The sequence below is a fragment of the Porphyromonas cangingivalis genome, from assembly GCF_900638305.1.
Classification (GTDB): Bacteria; Bacteroidota; Bacteroidia; order Bacteroidales; family Porphyromonadaceae; genus Porphyromonas_A; species Porphyromonas_A cangingivalis.
Window position 1 is genome coordinate 1,364,491 of the sequence record NZ_LR134506.1, and the last position, 16,543, is coordinate 1,381,033.

A 16,543-nucleotide genomic window follows, 5' to 3' on the forward strand; every position below is an offset into this window, starting at 1 on the left:
ACTCCTACCCGAAACAGAATACATTCTGCCCCTTGACCAAATAAAAGACCGATTTGAGGATGAAATGATGAGAACAGTATTGGAGTGGTTTCTCCTACTATGTGTTTACGGAGAGAAAGAAAAGAACAAGAACAAAGCGCCCTCTTGTCAAGCAGAGATAATGCAAAGCCTGATTTCAGGTCAGATATAAGACTCTCAACACATCAAGATATTTTAAATAACCGAGACGTCGGGCTGATGTATTTGTCAAGGCGTGTTTAAAGTTGGCTTCAATCTGACTGAGGAGTGTGGAGCGTTGCTCAGTACATCTCTTAGCCGTTTTGAGAAAATCACGTTTAAGGTGATAAAAGCTGAGCGCAGAAGTCTTATAGGCATCTTCCGCGTCAGAAAATAAATCAACATGCCTCTCCAAAAAAGAAAGTTTGGCAGCAAGCCCATCATTCCGATCGGCAAAATACCGATATAGATCGGCATCAAAGGATGGGATAAGGGTCGATCCTTGCATATAGTGATAGGTAGGGATATCCGTGCGGACAATGGTAACACTACGCGCAAAGAGGTGACAAGTAACAAAAATATCCTCACAATATCGCCCAACAGGAAACTGCACCTCGTCAAAAAGGGAGCGATGATAAAGTTTGCCCGAAAACTGATCACGAAGGAACTTCCCCCGATACAAAGCGGTGAGAGCAGTACTCCTTTCGTAGACGGTGATTCGTCCTTCGGTGAGAGCGAAGTCGAGGGTGGGCAAGTCTTCTTTCGTGCATTCAACAACAGAGATTTCGGCATGATACCTCGTGACCAAGCCATACAAAATAGCAAAGTGCTCAGTATCAATCCAAGCATAAGAGTCGACCACTGTGATATAGCGACCTCGTGCTACCCGGATCCCGGCATTGTATGCGGCAGATCGTCCTTGGCAAGATTGGGAAATGACGCGGAGACGTGAATCCACCTCGGCGTAACGTTCGCAAATATCTAAGGCTCTGTCGGTCGATCCATCATTGACAACAATGATTTCAAAATCACGAAAAGACTGACCAAAGATGGACTGCAGACACTTGTCAAGACGGGACTCAGCATTGTGTACCGAGAGGATGACCGATATCTGTGGAGAGGCTGACTGCATCATACATCAAAGGGAATGAGATGAATCTATGACCAATATCTCAGATAAGCATAGAGTTTATTGAGGTTGACGGCCAAACGTGTACGACGCTTCCAAAAAGAAGGTTTACGACAAACGGAGAAGGTATTTCGGACAAATGTTGTCATCTCCTCCTTGAGATCAAGGGCTTCGTCAGGCTTGGTGATCTCGTCAAGCACCTTGATGGAAGAAATAGTACGCTGAGCACCTTTGATCCGAAAGAGAGCCATCTCTCGTGGAGAAAAGAACGGGTGCTCAAGGAAAAAGACCCTGCGCTCGAGAATGGCCTGAAAGTAATCGGCTTCCTTGAGCACACTTGAACTCATCGTGAAACTTCCGCCATGACGGATATAGTGGTAGAGCGGAGTCTCAATGTAAGCAATACGCTCGGCGTTGAAGTAGAGTTTATATGTCGTGGCATGATCCTCCATCCATCGTCCTTTGGGATAAATGACTCCGTCAAAGAGTGAGCGGCGATATAGTTTGTTCCAACTATAACAGTCCAACCCCTTCTCCATCATCAGACGAAAAAGAGCCTCAGCTTTGGGGTATAATCCACTCGGCTTATGGTGCATAAGTTCGGTAGTCCCTTCTTCGACAAAGTCCATGTGAAAATTACACACGACAAGATCGGCATCATACCGAAGATGGGCTTCATACAAACGCTGATACATATCGGGCTCGATCCAGTCGTCACTATCGACAAAGCCGACAAACGGTGCGGTAGCGAGTGCAACCCCTCTGTTGCGGGTCTCCGCAAGACCGACATTGGACTGATGGACAACCCGGATGCGTTCATCTTTCTGCGCCCATTCATCACAGAGACGAGGTGTATCATCCGTGGAACCATCGTCGATCAATATGATCTCAATATCCCTCAATGTCTGAGAGACAACAGAGTCCAAACACTTATTGAGATGTTTGGCAACGTTATAGGCTGGGATAATAACACTGATAATAGGGCTCATAACTCTTTCTTACACTATAATTATTTGACGCAAAGATAATGATTTTAGAGGGATCTTATCTTTCGTGATACAATACGCTTCGCCCTTTTTACTGATGCCACATGGACGCTCAAATCGGATAAATATGGGATTTTTGAAAATCTTACCGTATTTTTGTACGAAGTAAAACAAATCACAGTCATCACGAGCAGAAATGCCCCGAAAGGCATCAATCACTGACAAGAATACAGGTAGACTTACACTTACGACATCTATGTGACTCAAGTCATTGGAAAGAAAACAAAGCAGCAATATTATAAACCTTGATTATTCGACAAGACATCAAAAAGGATGAGAAAGCTATTAAATAAATTTGTGTACAAAGAAAAGAAAAGGCGAAGAGACCGTGCTCTGAAGGCTTACATGAGTTCTCAGGAGTCAATCGCCCCTCTCACAAAAGAGGAGGAAGCAAAAGTCAAGGCCATGTGGGGCGTCTTCGGACTTCCGTTCAATACAGGATGGCACAGATATTTCAAACACATGAGTGGCTCCTTCGATGAACGATGCATACCACAAGATATCTGGAATCTCTTTGAGATAAGTCTCAACACACCTGCATATAGGGATGCACTACAGCACAAAGTACTGTGTTACAAGATACTCCCCAGCGAAGTCTTCCCAACCCCTCTTGGTGCAATCGTACATGGTGTCGCCTTGGGCAATGACCTTCGTCCATGCTCTCACGATGATCTCGAGAGCAACCTGGCAAATGAGGGGAAAGTCGTCATGAAGGTTGCCGGCTTCACAGGAGGTGGCAAGGGGGTTCGTCTCATCGACTTCAGCAAGATGACAAAAGAAGAGCTTAAAGCATTCGTGCAGAAAGCCATCGCTGACAATAATGACTACATCTTCCAAAAAGTACTGAAGATATCGGAGGAGCTCAAGCGTTTCAATCCCCCTTCGACGAATACCGTGCGCGTAGTGACACTCAACATAAATGGACGAGCGACACTCGCATCGTCATTCTTACGTATGGCAACAGACGACAGGCTCAATGACAATGCAGGGGCAGGAGGGACGATGGTTGCCGTACATCCCGATGGACAGCTCCATCACTTCGGGGTAGACAACCCTATGGCTGAGCGTCGTCTCTGCTCACCCACGGGATTGGTCTTTGCAGAGACTCGACTGGAAAGCTATCAACGCTTGGTCGATCGCCTCCTCTCACTACACGAACAGATCCCTTACATGGGCTTCATTGCATGGGATGGGACCATAGACGAGGAGGGCGAGATAAGGGTCATAGAGCTCAATCTGGACTCCCAAGAAATGGAGTGCCATCAGGCTTTCAACGGACCACTCTTCGGAGATCGTACACAAGAGGTCATAGACCATGTGCTAAAGCAAAAGATCAAGCGTGTAAAAGTCTTCTGATCAGTAGAAAGACGGGCATCCACCTGTAACTTGAATCATCATGGAGGCTCGTCTCCACCTCTTCTCTTGTATTCGACACATACACCTACCTTTGGATTCATTTGGGCTTTATGTGATCTGTTATGTAACAAGGAAAATGTACCTTTGTATGAGAGATAAATACTTGAGTGAAACAAAAGGTAAATCAATCCTTTTGTGAATTAAGGAAATCCACTATCTATGAATACAGGTCTCCCCAATATAGCCCTCATCGCCGGAGGTTATTCGGGCGAAATGGAGGTATCACTGAAGAGTCAAAAGGGCATCCTATCTTTTTTGGAGGGTGCTCCGTTCAATGTCATCCCTGTCCTCATCACGAGGGACGAATGGGTCGTTTTGCTCGAAGAAGGGACCGAACGTCTCCAAATCGACAAAAACAACTTCACTTTCACGACCGTGGCAGGCCAGCGCATCAAGTTCGACTACGCATACATCACCATCCATGGCACGCCGGGTGAGGATGGCAAACTCACAGGCTACTTCGACATGCTCGACATCCCCTACTCTTGTTGTCCGACATTGACGGGAGCTTTGACTGCAAACAAGTACGTGTGTAATCGATACCTGAGTAGTTTTGGCATACGTATTGCACCATCGGTAAGGCTCCAACCTACTGACCATGTGCGACCTATCGTCCTTGCGGTAGATCCGGGATTGCCTGCGTTCGTGAAGCCAAACGATGGAGGATCGAGTGTGGCAACGACAAAGGTTACGGAAATCGAGGGACTTGCTCCTGCCATTGCGCTGGCATTCAAAGAAGGGGCAGAAGTGATGGTCGAACATCTGATCCAAGGTACAGAAGTCACCTGTGGCTGTTATGCCGATGCGGAGGGGATCCACGTGCTCCCGGTGACAGAGGTCGTGAGCCATAATGAGTTCTTCGACTTCGATGCGAAGTATAACGGCCAGGTCGAAGAGATTACCCCCGCACGTATATCTTCCGAAATGACGACCCGGATACAGGATCTCACAAGAGAGATCTATGGACATCTCAATGCTTCGGGCATCATCCGTGTGGACTTCATCATCGAGAATGACATACCTGTCCTACTTGAAGTAAACACCACACCGGGAATGACGGCAACGAGCTTCATTCCGCAGCAGATAGCGGCTGCAGGACTCAATATCGGAGAAGTCCTCACCTCCATCATCCGACATCAGATGGAGCTCCACAAGAAGAAAAGACAATCCTAATACGTACATACAGAGACATGAGTACAGACAAACAGACTTTGCCTGCGGAATTTGACGACATACGTCCACATCTTGATCATGAGGTGAGAGAGGTCTTGGCAGGACTGAGACAAGATCCGGAGTTCATCCCATTCCTCAATCAGATCCTTGCCGATGTTCCTCAAGACAGGCAGGAGGAAGTGATGTCGAACATACACTCCATCCGAGACTTCAAAGCGATGGTGGTCTACCACGTGATGAACAAGCTCGCAGCAAAGACGACATTCTCCGTCACTTCATCCGGTAAGAGCGGTCTCGATCAGAGCCACAAGCACACATTCATCTCGAATCACAGGGACATCATCCTCGACTCTGCATTTCTCAATGTCATCTGTTATGAGGCATTCGAAGGTCTGCCTCGCATCGCCATCGGAGACAACCTCCTCATCCGTCCTTGGATACGCTCCGTCGTTCGTCTCTGTGATGCCTTCATCGTCAAACGTTCGCCATCGGTGCGAGAGATGCTCAAAGAGTCTCTGACACTGTCGAAATACATCCGTCGCTCGATCACCAATGACGAAGAGTCGGTATGGATAGCACAACGTGAGGGGAGGGCAAAGGACTCGGATGACCGTACTCAGCCGGCATTGCTGAAGATGCTTGCGATGAGCGGAGGCACGGATGTCCCTTCGGCTCTTGAGGAACTGCACATCGTACCCTTAGCCATATCTTACGAATACGATCCTTGTGACTACCTGAAAGCAAAAGAAATGCTTCAAAAGCGTCTGGATCCGGACTACAAGAAGACACAGATGGACGACTTCGTCAACATGCAACAGGGACTTGCGGGAGAAAAGGGTCGAGTGCACTATTGTTTCGGCAAAGAGTTGAAAGGCCTCGCGGATATAGTGGAGGGTTGTGACGGCAAGCAGGAGCAGTTCGTTCGCATCGCCGAAGCCATAGATCGGGAGATACATCGCAATTATCGTCTCTATCCGGGCAATTACGTAGCTTATGACCTCTTGTACGGAGGTAAGAAATTCAGAGAAATGTACAGCGACAAGGAGCGCGCGAAGTTTGAGAGCTATCTCCAAGGACAGCTTGACAAGATCGACATGGAACACAAGGATATAGACTTCCTCACTCAACGCATCCTCGAAATGTACGCCAACCCTCTTATCAACCAGCTCAAAGCGAAAGGAGAATTGAGATGAACATTCTGCTTATCGTAGACCCTCAGTACGACTTCATAGACGGCACACTGCCCGTACCCGGAGCAAGGGAAGGGATGGATAGACTTGCCAAGGCATTACCGGACATGAGCATCGACCACATCATCATCACGATGGATGCCCATACGATAGCCCATTGCAGCTTCAAGGCTCAAGGAGGTCTGTGGCCCGCCCACTGTGTAAAATATTCGCCCGGTGCAGCCATCGACAGCAACCTCTTTGAAGCTGTTGCGACACGAGTATCCAAACATCACACCCCCATCACGTATATCGAGAAGGCGACTTCGCAAGATCGTGATGAGTACAGCGCTTTCACAACCTCCTATCCGAGGATCATGGACAATGCCGACATCATCTATGTCGCCGGCATTGCAGGAGATGTCTGCGTACATACGTCTGTAGGCGACTTGGTGCGCCAAGGGCTGGGCGAAAAGATGTGCGTCGTCACCGATGCCTGCCCGAGTCTCGATGGAGGAGAGAAACTCTCAGCCCTCATCTCGGAATCAGGGTTACAACAAACCACTACGACATCACTGCCACTCAATCATTAACTATTAAGAATACAAACACGACAATGAACAACTGGTTTGAAGCAAAAATCACATACGAGAAAGAAGTCAATCAAGAAGGTATGATGAAGAAGGTCAGCGAGTCTTACCTCTTGGATGCCGTCAGTTTCACAGAGGCTGAAGTACGCATTGCCGAGCAAATAGAGAGCCGAGGATCCTTCGTCCTCAACAACCTTCGCAAGGTGCGCTATGCCGAAGTCTTCCTCAATGACAAGGGCGACAGGTTTTACAAAGCCAAGGTAGGCTTCATCACACTCGACGAAAAAGCAGGTGTCGAGAAGAAGAAGTATGTCCAGATGCTCGTCCAAGCCAATGACATACAAGATGCCCTCGATGGCATCAACAAAGGGATGCACGGCACACTGGCAGACTATGAGATAGCCTCGATCCAAGAGACAACCCTCATGGATGTCTTCCCTTACGAAGTGAAGTAAGAAAAACGGCATCCCACATGTCACAGATAGCATCTCGGATACAATCAATCAAGGCTGAGCTTCCTGCTCATGTCGACCTAATCGCAGTATCAAAGTTTCACCCCGTGCCTGCCATCCTCGACGCGTACGATGCCGGGCAACGCCTCTTCGGCGAAAACAGAGTACAAGAGCTTGTCGACAAAGCTCCTCAACTCCCTGAGGATATAAAATGGCATCTCATCGGCACGCTCCAGCGGAACAAGGTCAAGTACATCGTCCCCTTCGTGCATACGATACAAAGTGTCGACAGCCCAAAACTCCTCGACGAGATCGAACGCCAATGCGAACGCCTCGGCAGAGCCACCATCGATGTCCTCCTACAGATACACATATCCGGCGAAGAGAGTAAGCACGGCTTCGGCATCGAGGAACTCAAAGACTATCTATCTTCCGGAGCACACAAGCACCTGTCTCATATCCGTATCACCGGACTTATGGCGATGGCCTCACTCACCGAAGATGAGGAGCAGATACGCCGAGAGTTTGCCCGGATGCAAGCCCTCTTCACCGAGATCAAAGCAGCACACTTCGCAGAATCCGAGACCTTTCGTCACCTCTCCATAGGGATGAGCGATGACTACCCCATCGCAATAGAATACGGTGCTACTTATGTACGTGTCGGCACAAAGATATTTGGACAGCGCGAGTACTGATCATCACCCAACGGCACGAACACAAAGATAACACAAGAGACATCCGTCTGAGTCAGATACAGTAGGTTATCGTCGGTTAGGCATCAACTTTCGTGTCTCCTCATCGGAAGACAAAATGGCAAAGGCCGTGTCATAGAGAAATTTATGACACGGCCTTTGCCATTAAGTATATCCATCGAAAATGATCAGGAAGCAAGTCCCTTGATACGCTCCACGATACGTTCGTTGCGGATGATCATCATACCGTGGCGATCGGCGGTGATACCCTCGGTGAGGCGATAGGTATATCGTGGGAGCCCTCCGACAAGTTCGGTAGGGAAGTAATGGTAGCGGATGTTGGGACAGTCCTTGAGGGCATCCGCAGCTTCGAGGATGTGTGTAGACACAATGAAGAAGCAGTTGCGGTGTACCGAGAAGGCCTTGAGGACGGCAGAAGTGGCATCGAGGGCATCCTTGACATTCGTCCCCTTGAACAGTTCATCAAGGATGACAAAAAGGTTATGCCCCTCAGCGACATACTGTGCCACGTGCTTGACACGCATCACCTCAGCGTAGTAATGACTGTGCCCGAGATCCATGTCATCGGAGACATTGATGGATGTGAAGAGCCCATCCCTGACGGTGAACTCCATCTCTGCCGCAGGCACCGGGAATCCCATGTGTGCGAGATAGATCGCTATCCCGACAGACTTCATGAAGGTGGACTTGCCCGCCATGTTGGCACCGGTGAGAAAGATCATATTTCGCTCCCCATCGATGGTGACATCATTGCCCTTGGCACCCTGCACGGTGGGATGGAAGAGGGTCACAGCCCTGAAGATGTTTTGCCCCTCACGTACGGGATGTGCCACGGCTCTGGTGAAGCCATGTTCGTTCGCCACCCGAGCGACAGTGATCTGAAGGTCGAGGTGATAGATGATCTCCATGAGTCGGCTCACTTGGGAGTGACAAGAGATACGAAGCACTCTGTGGGCATGCATTGTCTGAGCAAAAGTGAGTCGACCTGCATCCTTATATTTCATGATTCCGGCAAGCCCCTTTGTGGCAAGGAGACTCTTCACCTCTTCGTCCACAGATCGGTATGCCTCGACCTCTTCGGCATGATGAGAGGTGAAGGAGGACAAGTGATCGAATAGATTCAGTGTCTTGATGATATTTTCACCCATTGTCTCGATCATCCTGTCTCCGGCAATGTAGAGCATACTCTTCATCTTCACAAACTTGATGAGGTGCATCCCCCTATTGCTGTTTGCAGGCATACTCATATAATACTCCACAGCATCGAGGTGTTCGTCATCAAAGGGGAAGTCACAAGGGTGATCCATGAATGACTGAAAGAGCGCACTACGAGCATTGATGGCCTCACTGTCGGTGAGAGGATTATGGAACATCTGCTCGATGAGCTGTCGCCCACCTCGGGTACGTGTACGGTCGTAGACGTGATAGATAGACTTGCTGTCGTACTTGCCGAGCAGGTTGAGATCCCGGACGGTCTGTTTGTCTATTATAAAGCTCATACTTTGGGTTTAAGTATCTCTATTATTCTTTCATTATTCACGATCATCATACCATGACGGTCGGCGGTGATACCCTCGGTGAGTCGGTAGGTATACTTGGGTCTACCGTCAGAGCCGATGATGGTGGGGAAGTAGACGAACTTGATACTCTCCGAATGGTCCCTGAGATCCTCTCCGGCCTCAATGATGTGTGTCGAGATCATGAAGATACAATCATTGCGTTCGGCAAATGCTCTCATGACTTCGACAGTAGCCTCATGGGCATCTTTGACATTCGTCCCCCTGAAGAGCTCGTCAAAGATGATGACAAGCCGTCCTACCCGATTGACCTGATCCGCCACCTTTCTGAGACGGCGCACCTCGGCATAGAAGTGACTGAAGCCCATGTGCATATTGTCGGGCAAGTTGATCGTGGTGTACATCCCGGCATGGACACTGAACTTCATCTCCTCTGCAGGCACGGGAAATCCCATGTGTGCCAAGAATATGATCGTGCCGAATGACTTCATGAAAGTGGACTTCCCCGCCATGTTTGCTCCGGTGAGGAAGATGACCTTCTGCCCCTTTGTCATGGAGACATCGTTGGCTACGGCATTTTTGAGGAGTGGGTGTCTGAGCCCCTTGATGTACAAGTCGTCCTGCTCGTCAGGCAAGACCTCGGGCAAGACAAAACCTTGATCCATGCCGACCTTGGCCACCGTACCGTAGACATCTATGCGATAAAGAATCTCCAAAAAGCGTCGGAAGTCATCGATGCCCCGATAACGGAGGAAGTCATCGTACATCGCCACCTTGGCATATGTCAGATGTGTCGTCTCTGAGGTCGTCCACGCAAAGGTCTCTGTGTCGAGAAGGCTTCCGAGTGTCCGGACATCGTGACGGAGAGCGGCAGGTGCTTCTTCAAGAGTACGCATGAGCACTCTTACCTCTCGACAAAGCTCCACCGTAGATGCCACAGCCTTGTGGATCATCGCATAGGAGACATCGGCACCGATGAGTCTATTGATGCGTTGACGCATGGTATCGTTGTGGGCCTTGAGGCGGGCACGCTCATCGGTGTCGCTGAGGTAATGTTCTATGGCGTCGAACCATTCGCTGTTGAAACCGAGTTCGATCTTTCGATCCATGAAGAAGCGAAAGATCTCTATCCTCTCACGGATCTTGACGGGCTCGGAGAGGGGATACCTGAACATATCTTCAAGTATCCTCGCACTGCCTCGTGTCCGTACCTTATTGAAGATCCCAAAGATCGAGTCGCTCTGAGGCTTATTGAAGATCTTGAGATCCGTAAGGGTCTGTTTGTCTATGATAAATGCCATCGCTATCGTCTTACATTATGGATATTGGATACAAATCATGACTTAGCGACCTCTTCGGCGCAACCAAATGAGGATGGCAGTGAGCAACATAAGTCCGGGGAGCAACCATACGAAGATGACCTTGACCCCGGTGACGGTCTGCTCTGAGATCTCCATATGATCATCGGGAGAGTCGGGTCGACGTGTATCGATGGGGACTTCTCCATCGGAGAACCAGTCAAACGCACCCAAGATCATGTAGTAGTTGAACGCATTGACTCCCGGACGTTCACGCACGACTTCTCCATTGCTGATACAGTCGGCATCACTGATGATGATGATCTTCTGGGTACGATCGCCGACTTTGCGAGAGAGCCCCAAGGCAAGGTCATAAGCCTGCTCGACCTCTCCTACTGCGGGGTTATGATGCACGGAGTCATTGAGCAAGTCGGTGGTCTCGATCTCATTCCACACTCCGACAGAATCGGTGCGCATGAGCGATGTCACCTCAAAACCCTTATCGGTCTCATACACCATGGGAGTAGCCCCTGTCATGGCTATACCATACTGATAAGAGCGCAGTGTCCCAAACCAATAGGAAAGCTCCTCACTCTCTACCGTAGGATAGCCTACGACAAGGTCGGCCGGATGCTCTGTGGTAGGATGTACGACACACCCTTGTTCGAAGCGCACGCCGAGAGGGCTTACGATGGGGTTCATGATCTCCTGGCGACCGAGGTCGGAGGTGATGAGGAGATTCCCCCCTCTGTCGATGTATCTCTTGATACGGCCAAGCTCATCATCGGAGAGAGGCTCACGGAGCTCTGCCACGACAAGGATGTTGATGTCCTCGGGGATGTCCTTATCAAGGGTGACATCGGAGTAAGCAAAGCCCTGATTGATGAGTGCTTGACGGAAGGTCTTGGTCTGTGCAAACATACTGTACGATCGCTCACCGTGGTGATCCGTCGGACGAGCTCCATGCCCTGCAACGAATCCGACCATGGGCAGATCCATCACAAGACGCTTGAAGGCCGCAGTGGTCTCTCCCTCCGAAGGGAAGATCATATTGTCCTCGAAGATGCGTAGGAAGGTCTTGCGACCGTTGTACTCGATCTCTCTGACAAACCTATAACCTTCGCCCGAAAGGTCTACATCCAGCTTTGCGAACTCGTCCGGAGTCAAAAACATCTTTGGATTATAGTCGTTGATCTCGATGATCTTATCGAACTTCTCTTGGGTCGTAAGGTCAGGGAAACGCTCATCGAATGCGGGATTGTTCGCCTCATGATAGTAGTACACATACTTCATCTTCATATCAGGTTTGAAGCGCAGGTACTGCTCGAAGAGTTTACGATCCTCGTTGATCCGCTCAGGCATACCGATCCAAAAGTATGGATCAAGGAGATTGACATAAGTGGTGATCGTCACCTTGCCATCAAGACGATTGATGATGTCCTGACTGTGAGGTGTGATCGTGTTGCTCTTTGTGAGGGTCGCATCGTAGTACTTCTTGACCATAGGCTGAGATGAGATATAACCGAGCGTGAGGGCAAAGACCCACACACCCACGTACTGAGATACGATCATCCATGTAGGAGTGCTCGTACGTAGCGATCTAAGTCGGAGGATAGCCATCGATAGGAAGAGTGCGATGACAAGGATGAAGTAAAGCACATTTTCCGTACTGATCATCCCCTGAACAAACGTCATCGAACGCCCGGGCATCGACAACCAATAGGTCAGATCACGCACGAAAGCGATGCTCTGTCCCCAAGAGGAGATCATCGACAACACGGTGAGGATCGTCAGTGTCCCGATGGCTGCCACCACTTGGTACGATGTCAGTGTGGACATGAAGAGACCGATGACAGCATACGCACAAGTCAATAGGAATATCCCGAGCAATCCACTGAAAATAAGCCCATAGTTGAAGTGCTCGATCTTCATCGCCCCCCATACGGCATAGCTCGCCAGCACGAGGATGAGGATAAAGATATAGATCACCACGGAGAGGTACTTCCCGAGGATGATCTGAGTATTGCTCACAGGAGACGAGTAAAGGAGCTTGATGGATCCGGTGCTGAACTCTCGGCTCATCAGGTTCATCGTCAACAAAGGGATGTATAGGTAGAGATTGCTCTGTACCGCCGAATAGATTCCCTCCCAACTTGAGAAGAGGGTCCCTGTAAGGTTGTACAGTGGGAATCCCATGGCGACATTCTGAACCAACTGCTTGAGGATCCCCACCAAGTCGGTACTCGCCGTAAATGTAAACAAGATCAAGATGAGCCAGGCAATGGGCGAAAAAAACAATACCTGCAACTCTGCTTTGGCGATTTTGAATATAATCTTCATATGATAATAATAGACTTCGTCATAGATTATTGATGATGTATGCTCCCACCTCCTCTTGCTCCTCCGACCACGACGAAGACGTCAAAAAAGTCGTTAGACTTAATTTCGAAGGTCGTTAGACTTGAGATCGAAAGTCGTTAAGCTTGAATTCGAGTCTTCCTGGACCTTTTTTCAAGGCTGGCGATGAGCAGAAAGATCGGCCAAACGACAGCCGGCACTCCTCAGAGCCGAGATAGGCACTCGAAGCATACAGATATGATAGACCAACCCTCGTAGGATCACGAACGCTTCTTGGAGAGCTCCGCAAAGACAGCGTTCATCGAGCTCTTCTCCAGTGTCATCTCAGTGAGATACCAGTTGTGCTCGACACTCTTCTCCACAAGATGCTGTGTGACCTCCTGATAGTCGTTGAACTTTATCCTGTAAGTGTATCCACCCATCTCCTCGACGTCAAGGACACCGGGCACACGAGAAAGATCTTCGACCGGAGGCATCGCCATGAGGGAAACGATCAACGAGTCCGGTACGATATAGCTGTCAAACTCTCGCACAGAGCCCGAAAACACGAGCTGCCCCTGCTCGATCATATAGATATGATCACAGATCGCCTGCACCTCGGAGAGGATATGAGTGGAGAGGAGCACCGTGCGCTCCTCTGCAATGTCCTTGATCAGACGGCGCACGTCGAGGATCTGATTAGGGTCGAGACCGTTGGTGGGCTCATCGAGGATCACGAATTCGGGATTGTGTATGATCGCCTGAGCAATCCCCACACGCTGCTGGTACCCTCCCGAGAGATTACGGATCAGACGGTGACGGAAATGAGTCAGACGACAACGCTCAAGAGCGACATCGACAGCCTTGGGGATCTCCCTATCGGGGACAAACCTCAAAGCGGCACTATAGGAGAGGAACTCACTCACCGTAAGATCCTTCTGCAACGGAGGCACCTGAGGTAGGAAGCCTATGCGACGCTTTGCTTCGATGGGCTCCTTACTTATACTGTGCCCCTTGATGTATATATCCCCCTCGGTCTGCTTGAGCGCACCACACATGATGTTCATGGTGGTAGACTTCCCGGCTCCATTGGAGCCAAGAAGTCCGTATATACCATGCCCGGGGATCTCGAAGTTGATATCCCTCACAGCCCACTGCACACTGTATCGGTGCGACAAGTGTTCGACTTTTACGATTGGTTCTTTCATTTAGTAGTATAGTTGTTTTATATACAAGTCATATCATTATCGGTCATGGGAAGAAGTTCGGAACCCCAGTCCCCTAAAGGACAAGACCTTACCTCCGACATTACCCTTGTAGAGAAGCACAGGTTGAGAAACAACGGTAATATCATAGAGCATGATATCTCCATTTTCACATCCGATCATAAGCCATGCACAGTCAGAATAGTCATACGAAATCGCTGTAATCTTAGACTCTATGGGGACATCAAATTTTTTCCACGAGACTGACGAATCCATAGCATTCATACTATGGGTATAGTACCAGATAGAGTTATCTCTTGAACGAGTAATGAAAACCCTATGGCGTGCATTTCCCTCGGTAATGCCATAACGCAAGTTTCCTGTTGTCAAGATGAGATCATCCTTGGTCATATGAGGTAATTTGATCTTACTCTTGTTGGGTAAGTCTCTGACGTACATCTTCTGGTTATTTACAGCAATGTCCGCAGTATAAGTAAATTGAGGATCATCCTTCTTGTTATAAAAGATCGTAAACATAGACTCCAACGACCTGACAATAAAATTGTACCAACGACCTGGATAGTGAGAAGTAGCTCTGATCGCAACAATGTCTATATTATCCCCGAGGTCTGCCAAGGGGAACCCGGGAGTACTTGCAAGAGGAGTCAGACGTGTTCTGTAGACAGGGATACTATTCATAGTACCATCATTAGCACTGAGACGCTCGATGAATTGGCTGGCATAGAGAATACGCTTATTCTTCTCATCATAGCAAAGGATGTTGGAAGTGAAACGACTGCTGCCAAAAAGAGAGATATCATAACCCTTATCGTCAAGTTTGTACGGTTCACTCAGGAACTTACCACCGAGGTAGTTTGCTCCCATAACCCTTGTATAGACTAGTCCATCCTCTGAAGCAACAAATGTTACGGGACGACCATCAGGACCCAAAACATCAATATCCGCACGTGCGATAGGCTTAAAGTTTGCTGGCTTACCATCTAAAAATTCATCATCAAGAGACCCGATATACTCAAGGTTATCAGCAGAGATAATATAGCTACCCTGATCCGTGAGAACCGTATATGCACCGGAGACCCCTATATGCTTAGCATAAGACCAGCTCATTTCAATAGGTTTACCTTCTATCGACTTGTTATTGTTGTGCTCCTCAAATGCATCATTCTTCAGGAGGAATTCTCTTTTTTGATCAGACGTCCATCTCTTCCTCAACGTAGAGATCTGCGCCTTGCCATTCTTATCACTGAAGATAGCCCAGTCACCATTAGCGTAATATGGATAAAGCCATAAGTTAAAAATTTTCTGGAATGAAATCTCAGAGTCCTTCTCTATGATCTTAAAGACCCCATGATAAGATTTATCTAAGTTGTAGTCCTTGATACCGACCTTCTGCATCAGCTCCTCCACCGGCATCTCAAAATCAAGCTTGTCTGATACCACTTTGCCATTGACTACCCACTCGTATCTCACACTCTCTGCACGGAGAGCAGAGTCTTTTGGCCAAACAAAGAGTTTGGAGCCTTCAATATGAATATTAGTACCTCCATAGGCTGCATAGACCCCACGCTGTTCGGAAAGCCAGCGAGGTGGATTGAGCTCCAAGTAATCATAATTCCCGGTATCCTTAAAGCACGAGGTAATCAGCATTAAGAAAAATATGAAATATAGTATCCGTTTCATTTTTATCGTATCAAATTAGATGATTAACAATTATACTTTAACTGTCATCGGAGTGCCATCCTCTTCAGTCTGAGGATTAGAGATAAGCCAAGCTTTGAAAGCAAGAGCCATCTTACGCATTTTATCGGGACTGTCCACAATAAAGTTGGTACTGAGGTTATCTGCACCAGGGATATTTTGCAAGAATAGTCGATACTTCTTTGTGGAATAGGTACCCAAAAGCCCTTCTTCGATCTCACGAGTCCACCACAATGGGCGTACAGGATCCTTCGTGATATGAAGGATGGCTATAGAGCGTTCTGTCTGTCCGATCTTCACTTGTCCTTCCTGTTGGATGGCAAGAGCCAACCTATATCCCTCCTTGAGAGTATCAAGGCGATCACTTCTATTGATCTGTATCTGAATCGTGTCTTGGATCATCTTTTCACGCTTAGCAACGGGCTTTGCTCTGAAAGTGTACGACTCCGCAATAGTGTATTCAGAAGGGAGGGCTGTTGTCAGCTCATCCACGACTTTAAGCTTGAACTTCAAATCTTGCTCCAAAGGACGTCCGGCTAAGACGACAATCACATTTGCGTACACCTTGGTGTCCTCGGGTTTAGCAAAAAAGAATGTCACACTGGTAGAATCCGCCTTCTCCGTGCCCGGAGCCACTGCATCTTTCCAAAACTTCTCGAAGTAGAGATACTTGTCTTCACCGAATACAAGCAACTCCTGTTCTCGGCACGAATACATACTCAAGAGTATAAAGACAGATAAAAGGATGTATATATATTTCTTCATAGATCTATTCCGTTGTG

General features: G+C 48.4%; 14 protein-coding genes. 6 read left to right on the forward strand and 8 right to left on the reverse strand.

Annotated features, from left to right (window positions below):
* Positions 1-175: 175 nt before the first annotated feature.
* A complete protein-coding gene (locus EL262_RS05720) occupies positions 176-1,132 on the reverse strand; it encodes a glycosyltransferase family 2 protein (RefSeq protein WP_025838118.1) in 957 nt (318 codons plus the stop codon).
* Positions 1,133-1,155: 23 nt separating this feature from the next.
* On the reverse strand, positions 1,156-2,115 hold the full coding sequence (locus EL262_RS05725; RefSeq protein ID WP_025838116.1) for a glycosyltransferase family 2 protein: 960 nt from the start codon (positions 2,113-2,115) through the stop codon (positions 1,156-1,158).
* Between the two features lie 330 nt (positions 2,116-2,445).
* Between EL262_RS05725 and EL262_RS05730 the strand changes: the two genes are divergently transcribed.
* The 6 genes from EL262_RS05730 (at position 2,446) to EL262_RS05755 (ending at position 7,667) form a co-directional block, all read left to right on the forward strand.
* The gene (locus EL262_RS05730) at positions 2,446-3,528 is read left to right on the forward strand and encodes a sugar-transfer associated ATP-grasp domain-containing protein (RefSeq protein WP_036853589.1); all 1,083 of its coding nucleotides are present in this window, start codon (positions 2,446-2,448) and stop codon (positions 3,526-3,528) included.
* Positions 3,529-3,747: 219 nt separating this feature from the next.
* Positions 3,748-4,761, forward strand: coding sequence for a D-alanine--D-alanine ligase (locus tag EL262_RS05735; protein ID WP_025838112.1), 1,014 nt, complete (start codon positions 3,748-3,750; stop codon positions 4,759-4,761).
* 17 nt (positions 4,762-4,778) lie between these two features.
* Entirely contained in the window at positions 4,779-5,954 is a 1,176-nt protein-coding gene (locus EL262_RS05740) for a 1-acyl-sn-glycerol-3-phosphate acyltransferase (RefSeq protein WP_025838109.1), read from the forward strand.
* Positions 5,951-6,523, forward strand: coding sequence for an isochorismatase family protein (locus EL262_RS05745; RefSeq protein WP_078735807.1), 573 nt, complete (start codon positions 5,951-5,953; stop codon positions 6,521-6,523). The genes EL262_RS05740 and EL262_RS05745 overlap by 4 nt, the downstream gene beginning before the upstream one ends.
* Before the next feature lie 23 nt (positions 6,524-6,546).
* Positions 6,547-6,975 (forward strand): DUF4494 domain-containing protein, encoded by a 429-nt coding sequence (locus EL262_RS05750; protein WP_025838105.1) that lies wholly within the window; start codon positions 6,547-6,549, stop codon positions 6,973-6,975.
* A 17-nt stretch (positions 6,976-6,992) separates the two neighbouring features.
* On the forward strand, positions 6,993-7,667 hold the full coding sequence (locus EL262_RS05755) for a YggS family pyridoxal phosphate-dependent enzyme (protein WP_025838103.1): 675 nt from the start codon (positions 6,993-6,995) through the stop codon (positions 7,665-7,667).
* A 185-nt stretch (positions 7,668-7,852) separates the two neighbouring features.
* Here EL262_RS05755 and EL262_RS05760 read toward each other — a convergent pair whose 3' ends face one another.
* The 6 genes from EL262_RS05760 to EL262_RS05785 all read right to left on the reverse strand — a co-directional run bounded on the left by EL262_RS05760 (position 7,853) and on the right by EL262_RS05785 (position 16,526).
* On the reverse strand, positions 7,853-9,184 hold the full coding sequence (locus EL262_RS05760; RefSeq protein WP_078735806.1) for a MutS-related protein: 1,332 nt from the start codon (positions 9,182-9,184) through the stop codon (positions 7,853-7,855).
* Entirely contained in the window at positions 9,181-10,503 is a 1,323-nt protein-coding gene (locus EL262_RS05765) for a MutS-related protein (protein ID WP_025838101.1), read from the reverse strand. The genes EL262_RS05760 and EL262_RS05765 overlap by 4 nt, the downstream gene beginning before the upstream one ends.
* A 42-nt stretch (positions 10,504-10,545) precedes the next feature.
* Positions 10,546-12,840, reverse strand: a complete 2,295-nt coding sequence (locus tag EL262_RS05770) for a Gldg family protein (protein ID WP_078735805.1) — start codon at positions 12,838-12,840, stop codon at positions 10,546-10,548.
* Between the two features lie 278 nt (positions 12,841-13,118).
* Positions 13,119-14,045 (reverse strand): ABC transporter ATP-binding protein, encoded by a 927-nt coding sequence (locus tag EL262_RS05775; RefSeq protein WP_036844711.1) that lies wholly within the window; start codon positions 14,043-14,045, stop codon positions 13,119-13,121.
* A gap of 36 nt (positions 14,046-14,081) precedes the next feature.
* Complete coding sequence (locus tag EL262_RS05780) at positions 14,082-15,743, reverse strand: PKD-like family lipoprotein (RefSeq protein ID WP_078735804.1); 1,662 nt, start codon at positions 15,741-15,743, stop codon at positions 14,082-14,084.
* A gap of 30 nt (positions 15,744-15,773) precedes the next feature.
* Positions 15,774-16,526, reverse strand: a complete 753-nt coding sequence (locus EL262_RS05785) for a DUF4843 domain-containing protein (protein ID WP_025838097.1) — start codon at positions 16,524-16,526, stop codon at positions 15,774-15,776.
* Between the last annotated feature and the right edge of the window lie 17 nt (positions 16,527-16,543).

Bases quoted from the DNA above. Each gene is read 5' to 3' on its own strand.
- EL262_RS05720 (WP_025838118.1), bottom strand. From the start codon at position 1,132: ATGATGCAGTCAGCCTCTCCACAGATATCGGTCATCCTCTCGGTACAC.
- EL262_RS05725 (WP_025838116.1), bottom strand. From the start codon at position 2,115: ATGAGCCCTATTATCAGTGTTATTATCCCAGCCTATAACGTTGCCAAA.
- EL262_RS05730 (WP_036853589.1), top strand. From the start codon at position 2,446: ATGAGAAAGCTATTAAATAAATTTGTGTACAAAGAAAAGAAAAGGCGA.
- EL262_RS05735 (WP_025838112.1), top strand. From the start codon at position 3,748: ATGAATACAGGTCTCCCCAATATAGCCCTCATCGCCGGAGGTTATTCG.
- EL262_RS05740 (WP_025838109.1), top strand. From the start codon at position 4,779: ATGAGTACAGACAAACAGACTTTGCCTGCGGAATTTGACGACATACGT.
- EL262_RS05745 (WP_078735807.1), top strand. From the start codon at position 5,951: ATGAACATTCTGCTTATCGTAGACCCTCAGTACGACTTCATAGACGGC.
- EL262_RS05750 (WP_025838105.1), top strand. From the start codon at position 6,547: ATGAACAACTGGTTTGAAGCAAAAATCACATACGAGAAAGAAGTCAAT.
- EL262_RS05755 (WP_025838103.1), top strand. From the start codon at position 6,993: ATGTCACAGATAGCATCTCGGATACAATCAATCAAGGCTGAGCTTCCT.
- EL262_RS05760 (WP_078735806.1), bottom strand. From the start codon at position 9,184: ATGAGCTTTATAATAGACAAACAGACCGTCCGGGATCTCAACCTGCTC.
- EL262_RS05765 (WP_025838101.1), bottom strand. From the start codon at position 10,503: ATGGCATTTATCATAGACAAACAGACCCTTACGGATCTCAAGATCTTC.
- EL262_RS05770 (WP_078735805.1), bottom strand. From the start codon at position 12,840: ATGAAGATTATATTCAAAATCGCCAAAGCAGAGTTGCAGGTATTGTTT.
- EL262_RS05775 (WP_036844711.1), bottom strand. From the start codon at position 14,045: ATGAAAGAACCAATCGTAAAAGTCGAACACTTGTCGCACCGATACAGT.
- EL262_RS05780 (WP_078735804.1), bottom strand. From the start codon at position 15,743: ATGAAACGGATACTATATTTCATATTTTTCTTAATGCTGATTACCTCG.
- EL262_RS05785 (WP_025838097.1), bottom strand. From the start codon at position 16,526: ATGAAGAAATATATATACATCCTTTTATCTGTCTTTATACTCTTGAGT.